Here is an 18,809-nt window from a genome sequence, read left to right as displayed (position 1 = left end):
GGCCGGGAGGGTGGTCGGGTGAGCGAGGCTGACGAGACCCGGGACGGCGTGGCCCTGACCAACCTGGACCAGCCGCTGTCCGACCGCGACGACGCGACGAAGCGTGACCTGGTCGACTACCTCGACGCGGTCCGGGACCGGATCCTCCCGCAGCTGCGGGGCCGGCCGCTGTCGGTGATCAGGGTCCGCCCCGGCCAGCCGCCGTTCATGCAGAAGAACCTGCCCCGGTACACCCCGGACTGGGTCCGCCGGGCGCCGGTCTGGGCGGAGGCGTCGCACCGGGAGATCTCGTACGCCCTCTGCGACGACCGCCGCACCCTGCTCTGGTTCGCCAACCAGCGGGCGGTGGAGTACCACCCGACGCTGGCCACCGTGGCGGATCTGCACCGCCCGACCCACCTGATCCTCGACCTGGACCCGCCGGACGGCGACGGGTTCCGCGCGGCGGTCGACGCCGCCCTGCTGGTCCGTCAGGCGCTCGCCGACGCCGGCCTGGCCGGCGCCGTCAAGACCAGCGGCGCCAAGGGCGTGCACGTCTTCGTCCCGGTGACCGACGAACCAACGGCCGAGGAGTTGGCCGCCGCCACCCGGGCCCTCGCCGTCCGCGCCGAGCGGCTCGACCCGGCGTTGGCCACCACGGCGTACATCAAGGAGGACCGGGGTGGCCGGGTCTTCGTGGACGCCACCCGGGCGGGCGGTGCGACAGTGGCCGCCGCGTACAGCCCCCGGCTGCGCCCGGGAATGCCGGTCTCGTTTCCGGTCGACTGGGCCGACCTGACCGAGGTGACCCCCGCCGACTTCACCATCCGGACCGCGCCAGCGCTGCTCGCCGACGGCGACCCGTGGGCCGCCCTGATGCCGGCCCCGCAACCGCTCCCCGCCGACCTGGTGGCCGAGGGCCGGACCATCCCGGTGGCCAGGGTGCAGGCCATGCACGAGGGGAAGCGCCGAGCCCGCGCCCGCCGCGAGGCCGGCTGACCGGCTGGTCGGACCCCCGCCCGCGCTCGGCGTGCGGCGGATTGTCGGTGGGTTGTGGCACGATTTCGCAGGTGAGCAGCAAATCCGACGCGGCCCAGCGACTGGCCGACCTGGCGCGGCTGCGTCGGGTCCGCGACCGGATCGACAGGGAATACGCGTCTCCGTTGGACGTCGAGGCGCTCGCCCGTGGCGCGCACATGTCGGCCGGGCACCTCAGCCGCGAGTTCCGGCTCGCCTATGGCGAATCTCCGTACAGCTACCTCATGACCCGACGGATCGAGCGGGCGATGGCCCTGTTGCGCCGTGGCGACCTGAGCGTCACCGACGTCTGTTTCGCTGTCGGTTGTTCGTCGTTGGGCACCTTCAGCACCCGCTTCACGGAGCTGGTGGGCGTGCCGCCCAGCGTCTACCGGCGGCAGGCGGCGCAGGCGACGGCGGGAATGCCGTCGTGCGTGGCGAAGCAGGTGACCAGACCGGTCAGGAATCGAGAAGCGCGGGTCACCGAGCCGCAACTAGCGTGACCAGCATGGACATCACCATTCACTCGAGTTTTCTTCCGCACACCGACCCGGAGGCCTCGCTGGCCTTCTACCGCGACATCCTCGGTTTCGAGGTCCGCCTCGACGTCGGGTACGAGGGGATGCGGTGGATCACGGTCGGGCCGGTCGGCCAGCCCAGCACCGCCATCGTCCTGCACCCGCCGGCCGCCAACCCCGGTATTACCGACGACGAGCGGCAGACGATCCTTGAGCTGATGGCCAAGGGCAGCTACTTCGGTGTCAACCTCGCCACCACCGACCTCGGCGCCACCTTCGCCAAGCTGGAGGCCAGCGACGCCGAGGTCGTCCAGGAGCCGACCGAGCAGCCGTACGGCGTGCGCGACTGTGCCTTCCGCGATCCGGCGGGCAACATGGTCCGCATCCAGGAAGTGCGCTGAGTCCTGCGCGCCCGACAGATGGAGACACGATGAGCACGGCCATCCAGCCGTCCGAGCCGCACGTCGCCGACAGCCACGACCTGATCCGGGTGCAGGGCGCGCGGGTGAACAACCTCAAGGACGTCAGCGTCGAGATCCCGAAGCGGCGGCTGACGGTGTTCACCGGTGTCTCCGGCTCCGGCAAGAGCTCTCTGGTGTTCGGCACGATCGCGGCCGAGTCGCAGCGGATGATCAACGAGACCTACAGCGCCTTCGTGCAGGGCTTCATGCCGACGTTGGCGCGGCCCGAGGTCGACCTGCTGGATGGCCTGACCACGGCGATCATCGTGGACCAGGAGCGGATGGGCGCCAACTCCCGCTCCACCGTCGGCACCGCCACCGACGCCAACGCGATGCTGCGCATCCTGTTCAGCCGGCTCGGGCAGCCGCACATCGGCTCGCCCAACGCGTACTCCTTCAATGTTCCCTCGGTGAAGGCGACCGGGGCGATCACAGTCGATCGCGGCGCCGGCAAGACGAAGACCGAGAAGGCGACCTTCAACCGTCTCGGCGGCATGTGCCCGCGGTGCGAGGGCATGGGTGCGGTGACCGACATCGACCTGTCGGCGCTCTACGATGACAACCTCTCGCTCAACGAGGGCGCGATCACCATCCCGGGTTACAGCATGGAGGGCTGGTTCGGCCGGATCTTCCGGGGCTGCGGCTACTTCGACCCGGACAAGCCGATCGCCAAGTTCACCAAGCGGGAGCTGCACGACCTGCTCCACCGGGAGCCCACCAAGGTCAAAATCGACGGGATAAACCTGACGTACGCGGGCCTGATCCCGTCGATCCAGAAGTCCTTCCTCGCCAAGGACATCGACGCGTTGCAGCCGCACATCCGCGCCTTCGTGGAGCGCGCGGTGACCTTCACGACCTGCCCCGAGTGTGCCGGCACCCGGCTCAGCAAGGAGGCCCGGTCGTCGAAGATCAAGGGTAAGAACATCGCCGACGCGTGCGCGATGCAGATCAGCGACCTGGCCGCCTGGGTGCGCGGAATCGAAGACCCGTCGGTGGCCCCGTTGCTGGCCGGCCTGCAACACCTCCTCGACTCGTTCGAGGAGATCGGGCTGGGCTACCTGTCACTCGATCGACCGTCGGGCACCCTCTCCGGCGGTGAGGCGCAGCGCACCAAGATGATCCGCCATCTCGGCTCCTCGCTCACCGACGTCACCTACGTCTTCGACGAGCCGACGATCGGGCTGCACCCGCACGACATCCAACGGATGAACGAGCTGCTGCTCCAACTGCGCGACAAGGGCAACACGGTGCTGGTCGTGGAGCACAAGCCGGAGGCCATCGCCATCGCCGACCACGTCGTCGACCTCGGGCCCGGCGCCGGCACCGAGGGCGGGACCGTCTGTTACGAGGGCACAGTGGAAGGTCTGCGGGCCAGCGGCACCATCACCGGCCGCCACCTCGACGACCGGGCGGCCCTCAAGGAGACGGTGCGGACGCCCACCGGGAAACTGAAGATCCGGGGCGCCACTGCCAACAACCTCCGGGACGTGAACGTCGACGTACCCCTCGGGGTGCTCGTCGTCGTGACCGGCGTCGCCGGCTCCGGCAAGAGTTCGCTCGTGCACGGATCGATCCCGGCCGGCGCGGGCGTGGTCTCGATCGACCAGGGCGCGATCCGCGGCTCACGGCGCAGCAACCCGGCCACGTACACCGGGTTGCTCGACCCGATCCGCAAGGCGTTCGCGAAGGCCAACGGGGTGAAGCCGGCGCTGTTCAGCGCCAACTCCGAGGGTGCCTGCCCGAGCTGCAACGGCGCCGGTGTCATCTACACCGACCTGGGAATGATGGCGGGCGTCGCCGCGCCCTGCGAGGACTGCGAGGGCAAGCGGTTCCAGGCATCGGTGCTGGAATACCGCTTCGGCGGTCGCGACATCAGCGAGGTGCTCGCGATGTCGGTGACGGAGGCCGAGAAGTTCTTCGGCGCCGGCGAGGCGCGTACGCCGGCAGCGCACGCCATCCTCGACCGGCTCGCCGACGTCGGGCTCGGCTACCTGAGCCTGGGGCAGCCGCTCACCACTCTGTCCGGCGGGGAACGGCAACGGCTCAAGCTGGCCACCCACATGGCCGAGAAGGGCGGCGTCTACGTCCTCGACGAGCCGACCACCGGCCTGCACCTGGCCGACGTCGAGCAACTGCTCGGCCTGCTCGACCGCCTGGTCGACTCCGGCAAGTCGGTGATCGTCATCGAGCACCACCAGGCCGTCATGGCGCACGCCGACTGGATCATCGATATCGGTCCCGGCGCCGGCCACGACGGTGGCCGGATCGTCTTCGAGGGCACTCCCGCGGACCTCGTCGCCGCCCGCTCCACCCTCACCGGCGAGCACCTGGCGGCGTACGTCGGCAGCTGACGGCCGCCATTCACGTCACCGCTTGTCGGGTGCGCCGAGCCGTCGTGCTGGCGAGGACTCCGCAGGCGGCGGCGACCAGACCGAGGCCGGCCGTGCCCTGGTTGACGTACCCGGGCACGGACGAGGTGACGTAGGAGCCGCCACCGCTGAGGCGGCACTCGAAGTGGATCGGCAGGAAGCTGACGTCGTAACCGACGACCAGGCTCGCCACCTGTGGTCCGGCCTCGCGACAGGGGCCGACCGGGGCGGATCCGGCACCGCCGTCCTCGGCCTGCATCACCGCGTAGGCGAGGTGGAGCAGACCCCAGGCGTACAGGGCGACGGCACCCGCGCCGACGAGCAGCGCCGCAGCGCGGAGGCGACCCGACCGTTCGTTCTTCCTGACCATCGCGCGGAATCCACTGACGGTGAGGGCGGTCGCGATGACAGCCCCACCCAGCGCGGAGAGGAGCAGACCGAGAAACAGCATGATCGACATTCTGGTGGGTGTTCCGCCAAAACAATGAAGGCCCCTGACCGAATTTCTGGTCAGGAGCCTCTCGTGCTGGTCAATCTTGGTGCCCCCGGCAGGATTCGAACCTGCGCCCCCGCCTCCGGAGGGCGGTGCTCTATCCCCTGAGCTACGGGGGCTCAGCGACTGGAGAAGACTAGCAAACCTCCCCTGCGTACGCCGAATCGGTATCGGGTGAGCCGATCGTGTCGGACCGGCCCACCCGGTGCTCAGGCGGCTACCGCCCGCCCGCAGCTGGGCAGCGGGTGCAGGACGATTCGTCGAGGGAGCCGGCGCGGCCACTCGTTGCGCGGCCAGGAGCCGTCCACTATCAGGTGGACGGTGCGCTGCTCCTCGCCACTGAGCCGCAGCACGAAGTCGCGGGGGAGCGGCGGGTCCACCGTCGGCGTAGTGATCATGAAGCGCACCCGACCGCGGGACGAGACGGCGGAGATCACGTCGGCGGCCGGCATCGTGCCGCGCAGCCGGACCCGGCCGATCCAGTAGACCTCAGCGAGGTGCTCCTGGGCGGCCCGGGTGATCCCCGGGTACTCGCTGCGGACCCAACGCTCGACAGCGCTGACGCAGAGCCCGCAGGCCCGCTCACGCGGTTCCCGCGGACCCAACCCCCAGGCCCGCAGGTACGCCCCGACCGCGCCAGCGTCCAGCGGCAGCTCGAAGCGCCGCTGGATGAGCGTGGTGAGGCTCTGCCGCGTCCACAGCTCCTCGTCCAGGCCGAACTCGTCGGGATGGACGCCCCGCAGCGTGTCGATCAACTCGAGTTCCTGTTCGCGGCTGAGCAATCCCGGCTCGCCCTGCCGCTGTCCGCGACGGACGGCTGCCACCGCCCCGTCACCACCGATGGTGTGGCGTCGGCACCAACTGGTTACCGAACGCCGTGCGTCTCTGAGTGCAACCCCCACGTCTTGGGCAACGAGCCCGAATCGCAACTGGTCACGATATGTGGGGAGAAAACTCTCTAAGCAACGTAATCGCCTGTGTTACGCAAAACGCCCACAAGGTGCGAGAGGGGTTTTCAGGTCATACACGGCGGCTTCGGCATGGGGGCCGGGGCTGCGCCAGCGGTTGGCAGGGGCCGAGCCGGCGGGCGCTCTGGAGTCGACACGGAGCGGCCCGCGTCACCGCCTCTGATCGGCGGGGACGCGGGCCGGGTGCGCCAGTCCGCTCGGTCAGCCCTTGGCCTGCGCCTGGAGCTGCCGGAGGTTGTTCAGCTCGGTCTGCTGGGTGTTCTTCATGGTGTTGGCCACCCGCACCACCTCGGCGTTGTCGGTCGCGCCGAGTGCCGCGTCGATCATGTGGATGCCGCCCAGGTGGTGGTTGTACATCAGGGTGAGGAACTGCCTGTCGACCTCGATGCCCTGGGCCTCGCGCAGGGCGGTCATCTGTTGCGGCGTGGCCATGCCCGGCATCAGACCGTCCTTGACGGTGGCCCCGTCGGACATCCAGGACATCGGCGGGTTCGACCCGGTCGGGCTGAGGCCCCACTCGCGCAGCCAGGTCTGCATCGCGCCGATCTCGCCCTGCTGCCCGGTGGCGATGTCGACGGCGATCTGGCGCACCTCGGGGAGGGTCGCCGACCGGTACGCGATCAGGCTCATCTCCACCGCCTGCGCGTGGTGGGTCGTCATGTCCCGGGCGAAGCCCGCCTCGACCGAGGCGTCACCGGGTCGGGTGATCCGTGGCGTGAGCAGACCGCCCGCGTACCCGAGGAGGAGCCCCACCACCAGCATGATGGCGAGCGCCAGCACGCCGTAGCGCGACGCCGGGGCCCGGCCGCCCTCGTCCAGGGCGGCCGGGATCTCGTCGTGCTCGCTGTCGGTGGTTGCCGGAGCGGTCATTGCCGTCCTTACTGGGTGGGCTGCTGCTGTTGCTGGAGTTCACGCGGCGTGGTGCCGGTGGCGGTGATGCCGGTGTTGCAGAGCGCCGTCGGGCCCTCCACGGAGGCGTTCACCCGCAGGTCCTTGATGAACTCGTCGATCCGCGAGTCGTCGGCGTTGTCGAGCTTGAGCTGGTAGCCCCAGGCCTGCAGCGAGATGGGCTTGTCCAGGCCCTCGTACGGGCTCATCAGCATCTTCTCGACGCCGCGCACCTTGCCGGCGAGCTTGTCGACCTGGTCCTTGGGCAGGTCCGGGCGGTAGGTGACCCACACCGCGCCGTGCTCCAGGCTGTGCACCGCGTGCTCGCTGGCGATCGGGGCGTCGTAGACGTCGCCCATGCAGTTCTGCCAGGCGGCGTTGTGCACCCCACCCACCGGCGGCGAGTACTTGTAGGTCAGCGGGCCCGACTTGTGCGACTCGTAGTCGAGGCTCGTCTTGTCGGTCTTGCGGATGTTGACGATGCCCTCGATGGCGTTGGCCCGCTTGTCCCAGGGCTTGGAGCCCTGGAACGACGCCCAGGCGCCGTAACCGATGATGCCGGCCGCGAGCACGCCGACCGCGACGAAGAGCGCGATCGGCCCCCACGCGCGGCCCTGGCTCACCTTGACCGGGGTGACCGGCTTGCGCGGGCCCTTGCCCCCGGACCGGGGAGTGCCCGTCGGCTTGCCGGAACCGGCCTTGGCGCCGGACGCCGGCCGGCCCGCGGCCGGCTTCTTGCCGGTGCTGACCACGGTCGGGCGGCGCTCAGGGCCACCCGGGGTGCTGATGCTCATCGTGCCTCGTCAAGTCGGTCGGTCAGGGGAGTGGCGGGCCGGATGACGCGCAGGGGAGCCGCCGAGTGCCCGAGTCTACCCCCGATAACATGGTTGGGTGACTCCTGCAGAACTAGCCTCGGTCGTCCTTGCCGCCGCCCACGCCGTCTTCGAGCAGCGTGGGCTGGATCGCGCCGCGTTGCCGGCGAGCACCGTGGTGGAGCGACCGCGCAACCCCGAGCACGGCGACTACGCCTCGACGCTCGCACTGCAGTTGAGCAAGAAGGTCGGCGTCCCGCCCCGGGAGCTGGCGACGGCCCTGGCCGACGAGTTGGGCCGGGCACCAGGGGTCAAGTCGGTGGAAATCGCCGGGCCGGGCTTCCTGAACATCCGGCTCGACGCCGCGGCGGCCGGTCAGCTCGCGCGGGTGATCGTGGAGACCGGCGCGGAGTACGGCCGCAGCGACCGTCTCGCCGGCGAGAAGATCAACCTGGAGTTCGTCTCGGCCAACCCGACCGGGCCGGTGCACATCGGCGGGGTCCGCTGGGCGGCCGTCGGTGACGCGCTGAGCCGGCTGCTGCGGGCCACCGGCGCCGACGTCGGCACGGAGTACTACTTCAACGACGCCGGTTCGCAGATCGACCGGTTCGCCCGGTCGCTGCTCGCCGCCGCCAAGGGTGAGTCGGCGCCGGAGGACGGCTACGGCGGGGCGTACATCGCCGAGATCGCCGCCGAGGTGCAGGCCCGCCGGCCGGAAGTGCGCTCGCTCGACGACGACGCCGCCCAGGAGGTCTTCCGGGTCGAGGGCGTCGCGCTGATGTTCGACGAGATCCGCTCCTCGCTGCGCGACTTCGGGGTGGAGTTCGACACCTACTTCAACGAGAAGGACCTGCACGACCGGGGTGAGCTCGACCTGGCGTTGAACCGGCTGCGCGAGCAGGGCCACCTCTACGAGTCCGAGGGCGCCACCTGGCTGCGCACCACCGACTTCGGCGACGACAAGGACCGGGTGCTGCGCAAGTCCAACGGCGAGTGGACGTACTTCGCCGCGGACTGCGCCTACTACCTGGACAAGCGCGAGCGCGGCTTCGAGCGGGTCGTGATCATGCTGGGCGCCGACCACCACGGCTACATCGGCCGGATGAAGGCGATGTCCGCCTGCTTCGGCGACGACCCGGAGCGCAACCTGGAGATCCTCATCGGGCAGCTGGTCAACCTGCTGCGCGACGGCGCGCCGATGCGGATGAGCAAGCGGGCCGGCACGGTGATCACCCTGGAGGACCTGGTCGAGGCGATCGGCGTGGACGCCTCCCGGTACGCGTTGGCCCGCTATTCCAGCGACTCCCCGATCGACATCGACATCGAACTGTGGACCCGGGCGACCCGCGACAACCCGGTCTACTACGTGCAGTACGTGGCAGCCCGGACGGCGGGCGTGGCCCGCAACGCCGCCGAGGTGGGGCTGGTTCCGGGCGACGCCGACGGGTTCCGCCCCGAACTGCTCGACCACGAGAAGGAGAACGAGCTACTCAAGGCGCTCGCGCAGTTCCCCGCTGTGGTGGCGACGGCCGCCGAGCTGCGGGAGCCGCACCGGGTGGCCCGCTACCTGGAGGAGAGCGTGGCCGCCTCCTACCACCGGTTCTACGACAACTGCCGGGTGCTGCCGCTGGGCGACGAGGAGATCACCGACCTGCACCGCGCTCGGCTCTGGCTCAACAACGCCACCCGCACGGTGATCGCCAACGGCCTCTACCTGCTCGGCGTCTCCGCACCCGAGAGGATGTGACATGAGGGCTCATGAGGCTGGTGCGCTGCACGCGGACATCAGCAACCAGGGGCCGGCCTGGCTGCGTACCCCGGCCGACGTCAACGACCTCGTGCCGGCGCTGTGGCCGCGGTCGGTGACGCGCGGCGCCGACGGCGCTGTCGCCGTCGCGGGCCTGAGCGTGCGCGACATCGCGGCCGAGTTCGGCACCCCGGTGTACGTCCTCGACGAGGCCGACCTGCGCTCGCGCTGCCGCGACTTCCGGGCGGCCTTCCCGACCGAGGACGTGTTCTACGCGGGCAAGGCGTTCCTCTGCCGGGCTGTGGTCCGGATGATCGCCGAGGAGGGGCTGCACCTGGACGTCTGCACCGGTGGTGAGCTGGCCACCGCACTGTCGGCCGGGATGCCGCCGGAGCGGATCGGCTTCCACGGCAACAACAAGTCGGTCGCCGAGCTGGGCCGGGCGCTGGACGCCGGCGTGGGCCGCATCATCGTCGACTCGTTCACCGAGATCGACAGGCTCACCGCGCTGGCCCGTGAGCGCGGGGTCCGGCCCCGGGTGCTGGTCCGGGTCACCGTGGGGGTCGAGGCGCACACCCACGAGTTCATCGCCACCGCCCACGAGGACCAGAAGTTCGGCTTCTCGCTGGCCGGCGGTGCCGCCGCCAACGCCGCGTTCAAGATCCTCGACGAGGGCGTGCTGGAGCTGCGTGGTCTGCACTCGCACATCGGTTCGCAGATCTTCGACGCCAGCGGCTTCGAGGTCTCGGCCCGGCGGGTGCTCGCCCTTCAGGCGCAGATCCGCGACGCGCGCGGAGTGGAGCTGCCCGAGCTGGACCTGGGCGGCGGCTTCGGCATCGCGTACACCACCCAGGACGACCCGGCGACCCCGCAGGATCTCGCCAAGCGGCTTCGCAAGATCGTCGACTCGGAGTGCGCGGCGGAGAACCTGGCCGTGCCGCACCTGTCGATCGAGCCGGGCCGGGCCATCGTCGGGCCGGCAGTGTTCACCCTCTACGAGGTCGGCACTGTCAAGGACCTCGACGGCCTCCGGACGTACGTCAGTGTCGACGGCGGGATGAGCGACAACATCCGCACCGCCCTCTACGACGCGTCCTACTCGGCGACGCTGGCCTCGCGGGCCTCGACCGCGCAGCCGTTGCTCGCCCGCGTGGTGGGAAAGCACTGCGAGTCCGGGGACATCGTGGTGAAGGATGAATTCCTGCCCGCCGACGTGCAGCCCGGAGATCTTGTCGCAGTGCCCGGCACCGGTGCGTACTGCCGAAGCATGGCCAGCAACTACAACCATGTGCCCCGGCCACCGGTGGTCGCGGTGCGCGACGGCCAGGCGCGCCTGATCGTCCGGCGGGAAACCGAAGACGACCTGCTGGCTTTGGATGTGGGATGACGTCACCTGTGCGCTTGGCGCTGCTCGGCTGTGGCACTGTCGGCCAGGAGGTGGTCCGGCTGCTGCACGAGCAGTCCGCCGACCTCACCGCGCGGATCGGCGCTCCGCTGGAGATCGCCGGCATCGCCGTCCGTCGGCTCGGCCGCGACCGGGGTGACCTGCCGGTCGACGAGGACCTCTTCACCACCGACGCGCTTGGCCTGATCAAGCGCGACGACGTGGACGTGGTGATCGAGGTGATCGGCGGCATCGAACCGGCCCGGAGCTGGCTGGTCGAGGCGCTGCGCGCCGGCAAGAGCGTGGTCACCGCCAACAAGGCGCTGCTCGCCGAGGACGGCGTGGCCCTGCACGAGGCGGCGGCCGAGGGTGGCGGCGACCTCTACTACGAGGCGTCCGTCGCGGGGGCAATCCCGCTGCTGCGTCCGCTACGGGAGTCGCTGCACGGCGACCGGATCAACCGGGTCACCGGCATCGTCAACGGCACCACCAACTTCATCCTCTCCGCGATGGACGCGACCGGCGCCGGCTTCGCCGAGGCCCTCGAAGAGGCCACCGCCCTGGGGTACGCGGAGGCCGATCCGACCGCCGACGTGGAGGGCTTCGACGCGGCGGCGAAGGCGGCGATCCTCGCCTCGCTGGCGTTCCACACCCGGGTCGGCGCCGCCGACGTGCACCGCGAGGGCATCACCGAGGTGACCGCCGCGGACATGGCCAGCGCCCAGGCGATGGGCTGCACGATCAAACTGCTCTGCATCGCGGCCCGGGGTGTCGACTCCACCGGCCGGGAGACGGTCAGCGTCCGGGTACACCCGGCGATGATCCCGCGCAGCCACCCGCTGGCCAGCGTCGGCGACGCGTTCAACGCGGTCTTCGTGGAGGCGGACGCGGCAGGCCAGTTGATGTTCTACGGTCGCGGCGCCGGTGGCGCGCCCACCGCCAGCGCGGTCCTCGGTGACGTGGTCGCGGTGTCCCGCAACCGGCTCGCCGGGGTGCGCGCGGCCAGCGAGAGCGCGTACGCGGACCTCGCGGTCCGGCCGATGGGTGAGGCGTTGACCCGTTACCACGTGAGCCTCGACGTGGCCGACCGCCCGGGTGTGCTGGCCTCGGTGGCGAGCGTGTTCGCCCGGCACGACGTGTCGATCGCGACGGTGCGGCAGGGTTCGGCGGGCGGGCCGGCGGGCCGCGACGGCGACGGCGACGCCGAGCTGGTCATCGTCACGCATGTGGCACCGGACGCCGCGCTCGCCGCGACCGTCGGTGAGCTGCGCGGTCTGGACATCGTCCGGTCGGTGACCAGTGTGTTGCGGGTCGAGGGCGACGCCTGAGTCGTTGCATCATCGACGGGACGGCTCGTGCGTCCCGCCAGGTGGGTAAGCCAGGGTGTGCCGTTGACCACTCCAGCAGGCTGGTCCAAGGTGGCCCTGACAATCGGGTGGGCGCGGCGGTAGAGGCGAGGAGAACGACATGTGGCGGGGTCTGATCGAGGCGTACCGGGATCGGCTGCCGGTCACCGCGGCCACGCCGGTCGTCACGCTGCACGAGGGCAACACCCCGCTGTTGCCGGCGCCGGTGCTGTCCGCCCGGCTCGGTTGCGACGTGCACCTCAAGGTGGAGGGCGCCAACCCGACCGGCTCCTTCAAGGACCGGGGGATGACCCTCGCGGTGTCCAAGGCGGTCGAGGCCGGCAACAAGGCCATCATCTGCGCCTCCACCGGCAACACCAGCGCCTCCGCCGCGGCGTACGCGGCCCGGGCCGGGTTGACCTGCGCCGTGCTGGTGCCGCAGGGCAAGATCGCGCTGGGCAAGCTGGCCCAGGCGCTGGTGCACGGCGCGAAGCTGCTCCAGGTGAACGGCAACTTCGACGACTGCCTCGCGACGGCCGCCAAGCTCGCCCAGGACTACCCGGTCGCGTTGGTCAACTCGGTGAACATCGACCGGTTGCACGGCCAGAAGACCGCCGCCTTCGAGATCGTCGAGGCGCTCGGTGACGCGCCCGACATCCACTGCCTGCCGGTCGGCAACGCCGGCAACATCTCCGCGTACTGGATGGGATACGGGGAGGAGTTGGCCGCCGGCGCCACCACCCGCACCCCGAAGATGTACGGCTTCCAGGCCGCCGGGGCGGCCCCGATCGTGACCGGTCAGGTGGTGCCGGAGCCGTCCACCATCGCCACGGCGATCCGGATCGGCAACCCGGCGAGCTGGACCAAGGCACTGGACGCCCGGGACGCCTCCGGTGGCCTGATCGCGTCGGTGACCGACCGGGAGATCCTGTCCGCGTACCGTCTGCTCGCCCGTGAGGTGGGGGTCTTCGTCGAGCTGGGCAGCGCGGCCAGCGTGGCCGGCCTGCTGCAGCAGGCCGCGGCGGGCGCGGTGCCGCCCGGTTCGACAGTGGTCTGCACGGTGACCGGCCACGGGCTGAAGGACCCGGAATGGGCGATCTCCACAGCGCCGGCGCCGGTGACCATCGCGAACGACCCGCTGGCCGCGGCGCGCGCCCTCGACCTGGCCTGAGCGCGCCACCGTCCGGGTGGTGATCGACGGCGGGTAGCTGGGCGGCGCGACGGCCCGGGGGCGGCGGGGGCCGAGGTATGCGAGTCCGGCACACTTTCGGGTATCCCCGCCCGCATTCTCGTTCAGGAGTGAGCCAGGCCGATGTCGCTGCTCGCCAGATTCAGCCTCGCCAACCGAGGGCTGATTGCCCTCATCGCGGTGGTGACCACGGTGTTCGGAGTGTTCGCCGTGCCGTCGCTGAAGCAGCAACTGCTGCCGTCGCTCGAGTTCCCGGCCGCGTTCATCGTGGCTCCCTACCCCGGCGCCGGCCCCGAGATCGTCGAGTCGCAGGTGACCGAGCCGATCGAGAACGCCCTCCAGGGCATCCCGGGGCTGGACCAGGTCACCTCCACCTCCCGCGAGGGGGCGGCCACCGTCCAGGTGACGTACGAGTTCGGCACCGACCTCGACGACGTGGTCAACAAGATGCAGACCGCGTTGAGCCGGATCGACGCCCAGCTGCCGGAGGGCGTCGACCCGCAGGTCATCGCGGGTAGCACCGACGACCTGCCGGCCGTGGTGCTGGCCGCGGCCGGCGCTGCGGACGAGCGGGCGCTCGCCGAGAAGCTGCGCGAGACCGTGGTGCCGGAGCTGGAGGGCATCGAGGGGGTACGCACCGTCGAGGTGACCGGCACCCGCGACGACGTCGTGGTGGTCACCCCGGACCCGGCCAAGTTGGCCGCCGCGAAGATCCAGCCGACGGCGATCGGCGCGGCGCTGAAGACAAACGGCGTGGCGGTTCCGGCCGGCGCGGTGACCGACGGCGCGTTGGCCCTCCCGGTGCAGGTCGGCACGCCGATCTCCACCCTGGAGGAGCTGCGCGGCATCGTGGTCGCCCCGGCCGCGGCGCCTGTTCGCCTCGGTGACGTGGCGACTGTCGAGCAGCAGCTCGCCCCGGCCACGGCGATCACCCGGACCAACGGCAAGGACAGCCTCGGTATCGCTGTCACCGCGGCACCGGACGGCAACGCCGTGGAGATCTCGCACGAGATCCGGGACCGGCTCGACGACCTGAAGGACGCCTCCGGCGCGGAGCTGACCGTGGTCTTCGACCAGGCGCCGTTCGTCGAGAAGTCGATCGAGTCGCTGACCACGGAGGGCCTGCTGGGCCTGGTGATGGCTGTCATCGTCATCCTGGTCTTCCTGCTGTCGGTGCGCTCGACGGTGGTCACCGCGGTCTCCATCCCGCTCTCCGTGCTGGTGGCGCTGATCGCCCTGTGGATCGGCGACTACTCGCTCAACCTGCTCACCCTCGGCGCGTTGACCATCGCGGTCGGTCGGGTGGTCGACGACTCGATCGTGGTCTTGGAGAACATCAAACGACATCTGGAGTACGGCGAGGAGAAGCGGCACGCCATCATCACCGGTGTCCGGGAGGTCGCCGGTGCGGTGACCGCGTCCACCCTCACCACGGTGGCGGTGTTCGCGCCGATCGCGCTGGTCGGCGGGTTCGTGGGCCAGCTCTTCGCGCCGTTCGCGATCACCGTGACGGTGGCTCTGCTCGCCTCGCTGCTGGTGTCGCTGACAGTGATCCCGGTCCTCGCGTACTGGTTCCTCAAGCCGCGCGGCGGCACCGCGGACGACGAGGCGGTACGGCACGCCGCGGAGGAGAAGGAGCTGCGCAGCCCGTTGCAGCGGGCGTACCTGCCCGTCATCGGGTTCGCCACCCGCAAGCGGTCGACCCGTTGGATCACCGTCGGGCTGGGCCTGCTGGTGCTCTTCGGCACCTTCGGTCTGGCGCAGAAGTTGGAGACCAACTTCCTGGACGACTCCGGCCAGGACACCCTCAACATGAGCCAGGAGCTGCCGGCCGGCAGTGGCCTGGCGGCCACCGACGCGGCGGCCAAGCAGGTCGAGTCGGTGCTGTCCCGCACCGACGGCGTCGAGACGTACCAGGTGACAGCGGGCGGTGGCGACAACCCGTGGGCGGGCGGCGGCGGCAACAACGTCGCCAGCTGGTCGCTGGCGCTCGACGGTGACACCGACGCGAAGCAGATGCGTGAGGTGCTGCGCAAGGAGTTCGACAAGCTCGGCGCCGGTGTGGGCGAGATCAGCTTCGGTGGCGGGCAGGAGGCGTCGACCAGCCAGCTTGAGGTGATCGTCCAGGCGAGCGACCCGGAGGCGCTGACCCGGGCCGCCGAGGAGGCGCGGGCGGCGATGGCCGGCGTCCCGGACGTCGAGGACGTCTCCACCAGCCTGGCCGCGCGGGTGCCGCGGGTCGACGTGGTGGTCGACAGGGTCGCCGCGGGTCGGGTCGGGCTCACCGAGGCCGCCGTGGGGCAGTTCGTGTCGCAGGCGTTCCGGGGAGCGCCGCTGGGTCAGGTAGCGCTCGACGGCCAGCAGCAGAACGTGGTGCTGCGGTCGGGCACGCAACCGCCGACGACAGTGGAGCAGCTGCGGGCACTGCCGGTTGGTCCGGTGAAGCTGGGCGACATCGCGCAGGTCACCCAGGGCGAGGGGCCGCAGCAGGTCACCCGCATCGACGGTGAGCGCAGCGTGTCGGTGACCGGCGCGGCGACCGGCTCGAACCTGGGCGCGACAAGCGCGGAGTTGCAGAAGCGGCTGGACGGCATCAACGTGCCGGGTGCGAGCTTCACCATCGGTGGTGTCAGCGCGGATCAGGCGGATGCCTTCGCGGACCTGGGCCTGGCGGTGCTGGCCGCGATCGCCATCGTCTTCCTGATCATGGTGGCCACGTTCCGTAGCCTCACGCAGGCGCTGATCCTGCTGATCTCCATCCCGTTCGCGGCGACCGGCGCCATCGGTCTGCTGTTGGTCACCGGGACGCCGCTCGGTGTGCCGGCGCTGATCGGTGTGCTGATGCTGGTCGGCATCGTGGTGACCAACGCGATCGTGTTGCTCGACCTGATCAACCAGTACCGGGCGCAGGGCATGGGGGTCCGGGAGGCGGTGGTCGAAGGTGGCCGTCGCCGGCTGCGCCCGATCCTGATGACGGCGGTGGCGACCATCTTCGCGCTGCTGCCGATGGCGTTCGGGTTGACCGGTGAGGGCGGCTTCATCTCTCAGCCGCTGGCGGTCGTGGTGATCGGTGGTCTGCTCAGCTCGACGCTGCTCACGCTGATCCTGGTGCCGACGTTGTACACGATGGTGGAGCACACCAAGGAGTCGCTGCGGGGTCGGCGCGCACGGCGGCGCTCCGGAGGGTCGACGGTGACCACGACGGAGACCGACGAGGTGCCAGCGCCGAACCAGGTAGCGGTGCCGAGCGGCGCGCCCGCCCCGGTCGCGGCCGAGGATGTGCGACCGGCCGGGCGACCCGCGCCGTCGGCCGCGTTGGTGGAGGGCACGGACCAGTTCGAGGTGCTGCGGCTACCGCGTAGCCGTACCTCGCCGTTGCCTCCGGCGGAGCCGACCGAGTAGGTCGCAGCGCGTTTCGGAACGCCCCCGGCGGATTTTCGCCGGGGGCGTTTCAGGTTCGTTCGACCGAAAACACTCCGACTCGCCCACCCCATACTTTGTGTAACTTCTTGCATACTCTTTGTGGGTGAGTGGGGGGTGTGGGTGAAGTGGGGCGGGCGGATGGCCGAGGGCGCAAGCGGATGGGGGCGGCGCGATCTGCTGCGCCGTGGCCTGCTGGTGGCGGGCGGTATGGCCATCGGCGCGGGGACGTCCGAGGCGTGGCGGATCACGCATCGCCGGATGCCGATCGCCGGCGGCCCCGCCAGCGCCACCCTCGGTAACGGCCAGCAGAAGGTCAGCTCCGGCGCGCTGGAGGTCGTCTGGTCCGGGCGGACCAACCAGCGCCTGGTGGCCCTCACCTTCGACGACGGCCCCGCGCCACAGTGGACCCCCATGGTGCTCGACACCCTGGCCCAGCACCGGGTCCCGGCTACCTTCTTCATGGTCGGGACGCAGGTCCGCCGGCACGCCGACGTCGTCCGCGACCGGCTCGACGGGCACGAGGTGGGAAACCACAGCTGGGCGCACCGGGACCTGGCCGACCTGGACGCCGCCGAGGCGTACGACGACCTGCGCCGCAGCCACGACGCGATCGCCGACCTGACCGGGGTGCCGCCGGCGCTTCTCCGCCCGCCGTACGGCCACCTGGGCGGGGCGGTGCTGCACGCGGCGGCTCGGCTGGACTATCGGCTGGTGCTCTGGTCGTTGCAGATGGTGGAGCGTGAGTTCCCTCACGATCCGGCCGGTCACGCCCGACGGATCATGGCCGAGGTTCGACCGGGAACGATAGTGCTCGGTCACGATGTGGGGGCGCGAAGGCGGCTGGTCGCACTGCGGGGCCTGCCCGACATGATCAACGGGCTACGGTCGCGTGGCTACACATTCGTCACGGTCTCGGCGCTGCTGGGAGCGGGTATGGCTTCGACGACGACCGGGTAGGGTCGCGCTCCGTGGCGTCCACCCTCTCGGTTCTGACCGGCAATCGGAGCTTCCGCAACCTGTTCCTCGCCGAGCTGGTGGTCTTCGGTGCCGACTGGTTCGTCATGGTGCCGCTGCTGGTGCTGCTACCGCACCTGACCGGCAGTGGCGTCTGGGGCGCGCTGGTGTTGGCGGTGGACACCGGCATTGTGGCGTTGCTGCTGCCGTACACCGGCACGATCGCCGACCGCTTCGACCGCCGGAAGGTCATGATCGCCGCGAACGTGGCCGCGCTGGTGGGCGTGCTGCTGCTGCTCGGCGTGCGGAACGCCGCAACCGCGTGGCTGGCACTGGTAGCGATCGGCGTGGTGGCGGTCGCCAAGGCGTTCTACTCGCCGGCCGCCCAGGCCGCGCTGCCCAACGTGCTGGAGCCGCACGAACTCGCCGCGGGCAACGCCATCGCTGGCTCGGCCTGGGGCACCATGACGGTGGTCGGCGCCTCGCTCGGCGGTGTGCTCAGCACCGCTGCCGGCCCGTACGTCTGCTTCTGGGTGGCGGCGGCGGGCCTCGCGGCGGCCGCGACCCTCGCCACCCGGATCCGCCGGCCGTTGCAGGCGCCCCGGGACGCCGACCAACCGGCCCAGCGGACCTGGTCGGCGGTCCGCGAGGCGCTCGGCTACATCGGTCACCGCCCCCGGGTGCTCGCGCTGGTCACCGTCAAGTCGGCGGTGGGCCTGGGCAACGGCGTGCTGACGGTGTTTCCGCTGCTGGCCGGCGTGTACGGCGTCGGTCCGCTCGGCGCCGGCCTGCTCTTCGCGGTACGAGGCGCGGGAGCGTTGGTGGGGCCGATCCTGATGCGCCGGGTGTTGACCAACCGGGCGTGGCTGCTTCCCGGGCTCGCGCTGTCCATGTCGCTCTACGGTCTGGCCTACCTGGGCACCTCGGTGGTGCGATGGTTTCCGCTGGTGCTGCTGCTGGTCTTCGTGGCCCACTTCGCGGGCGGCAGCAACTGGGTGATGTCGAACTTCGCCCTTCAGGGTGAAGTTCCGGACCGGTTGCGGGGCCGCGTCTTCGCCACCGACATGATGCTGGCGACGCTGGCGATCTCGGTGAGCCAACTGGCGGTGGCCCTGGTGGTGGACTCCGTCGACGAACGGGTGGTGCTCGCCGGCTGCGGTCTGATCACCCTCGTGTACGCGGTCGGCTGGCGGATCGCCACCCGCCGGCTGTCGCTCACCGATCCGGCCGTCGAGCCGGTCCCGGACCCGGCCGGCTGAAC

At 70.7% G+C, this 18,809-nt stretch carries 15 protein-coding genes and 1 tRNA gene; 11 read left to right on the top strand and 5 right to left on the bottom strand.

Going from position 1 to position 18,809, the window contains the following annotated elements; all coding sequences use genetic code 11:
* Positions 1–18 precede the first annotated feature (18 nt).
* From NIE111_RS28570 to NIE111_RS28555, 4 genes are all read left to right on the top strand, one after another.
* A complete protein-coding gene (locus NIE111_RS28570) occupies positions 19–978 on the top strand; it encodes a DNA polymerase domain-containing protein (RefSeq protein WP_238687377.1) in 960 nt (319 codons plus the stop codon).
* A 71-nt stretch (positions 979–1,049) separates the two neighbouring features.
* A complete protein-coding gene (locus NIE111_RS28565) occupies positions 1,050–1,499 on the top strand; it encodes a helix-turn-helix transcriptional regulator (protein WP_238687376.1) in 450 nt (149 codons plus the stop codon).
* A 5-nt stretch (positions 1,500–1,504) separates the two neighbouring features.
* Entirely contained in the window at positions 1,505–1,915 is a 411-nt protein-coding gene (locus NIE111_RS28560; RefSeq protein WP_238687375.1) for a VOC family protein, read from the top strand.
* A 29-nt stretch (positions 1,916–1,944) separates the two neighbouring features.
* The gene (locus NIE111_RS28555) at positions 1,945–4,326 is read left to right on the top strand and encodes an ATP-binding cassette domain-containing protein (RefSeq protein ID WP_238687374.1); all 2,382 of its coding nucleotides are present in this window, start codon (positions 1,945–1,947) and stop codon (positions 4,324–4,326) included.
* Between the two features lie 10 nt (positions 4,327–4,336).
* Here NIE111_RS28555 and NIE111_RS28550 read toward each other — a convergent pair whose 3' ends face one another.
* The 5 genes from NIE111_RS28550 to NIE111_RS28530 form a co-directional block, all read right to left on the bottom strand.
* Positions 4,337–4,795: a hypothetical protein gene (locus NIE111_RS28550; RefSeq protein ID WP_238687373.1), complete on the bottom strand. Its 459-nt coding sequence runs from the start codon at positions 4,793–4,795 to the stop codon at positions 4,337–4,339.
* An 86-nt stretch (positions 4,796–4,881) separates the two neighbouring features.
* Positions 4,882–4,956, bottom strand: a tRNA-Arg gene (locus NIE111_RS28545).
* A gap of 90 nt (positions 4,957–5,046) precedes the next feature.
* Complete coding sequence (locus NIE111_RS28540; RefSeq protein WP_238687372.1) at positions 5,047–5,739, bottom strand: winged helix-turn-helix domain-containing protein; 693 nt, start codon at positions 5,737–5,739, stop codon at positions 5,047–5,049.
* Between the two features lie 267 nt (positions 5,740–6,006).
* The gene (locus NIE111_RS28535; protein WP_238687371.1) at positions 6,007–6,675 is read right to left on the bottom strand and encodes a DUF305 domain-containing protein; all 669 of its coding nucleotides are present in this window, start codon (positions 6,673–6,675) and stop codon (positions 6,007–6,009) included.
* Positions 6,676–6,683: 8 nt separating this feature from the next.
* Entirely contained in the window at positions 6,684–7,487 is an 804-nt protein-coding gene (locus tag NIE111_RS28530; protein WP_238687370.1) for a thioredoxin-like domain-containing protein, read from the bottom strand.
* A 97-nt stretch (positions 7,488–7,584) separates the two neighbouring features.
* On the opposite strand from NIE111_RS28530, the gene argS reads away from it, so the two are divergent.
* From argS to NIE111_RS28495, 7 genes are all read left to right on the top strand, one after another.
* Entirely contained in the window at positions 7,585–9,252 is a 1,668-nt protein-coding gene (argS, locus tag NIE111_RS28525) for an arginine--tRNA ligase (RefSeq protein WP_238687369.1), read from the top strand.
* A 1-nt stretch (position 9,253) separates the two neighbouring features.
* Positions 9,254–10,639, top strand: coding sequence for a diaminopimelate decarboxylase (gene lysA / locus NIE111_RS28520; RefSeq protein ID WP_238687368.1), 1,386 nt, complete (start codon positions 9,254–9,256; stop codon positions 10,637–10,639).
* A gap of 8 nt (positions 10,640–10,647) precedes the next feature.
* The gene (locus NIE111_RS28515) at positions 10,648–11,964 is read left to right on the top strand and encodes a homoserine dehydrogenase (RefSeq protein WP_238687475.1); all 1,317 of its coding nucleotides are present in this window, start codon (positions 10,648–10,650) and stop codon (positions 11,962–11,964) included.
* Between the two features lie 139 nt (positions 11,965–12,103).
* On the top strand, positions 12,104–13,153 hold the full coding sequence (gene thrC / locus NIE111_RS28510; RefSeq protein WP_238687367.1) for a threonine synthase: 1,050 nt from the start codon (positions 12,104–12,106) through the stop codon (positions 13,151–13,153).
* Positions 13,154–13,294: 141 nt separating this feature from the next.
* Entirely contained in the window at positions 13,295–16,573 is a 3,279-nt protein-coding gene (locus tag NIE111_RS28505) for an efflux RND transporter permease subunit (RefSeq protein ID WP_238687366.1), read from the top strand.
* A gap of 159 nt (positions 16,574–16,732) precedes the next feature.
* Positions 16,733–17,551, top strand: coding sequence for a polysaccharide deacetylase family protein (locus tag NIE111_RS28500; protein WP_238687365.1), 819 nt, complete (start codon positions 16,733–16,735; stop codon positions 17,549–17,551).
* An 11-nt stretch (positions 17,552–17,562) separates the two neighbouring features.
* Entirely contained in the window at positions 17,563–18,807 is a 1,245-nt protein-coding gene (locus NIE111_RS28495; RefSeq protein ID WP_238687364.1) for an MFS transporter, read from the top strand.
* The last annotated feature ends 2 nt before the right edge of the window (positions 18,808–18,809 follow it).

The organism is Micromonospora hortensis (assembly GCF_022230935.1).
GTDB classification, from domain to species: domain Bacteria; phylum Actinomycetota; class Actinomycetes; order Mycobacteriales; family Micromonosporaceae; genus Micromonospora; species Micromonospora hortensis.
This window is presented reverse-complemented; position numbering and strand designations above follow the sequence as displayed.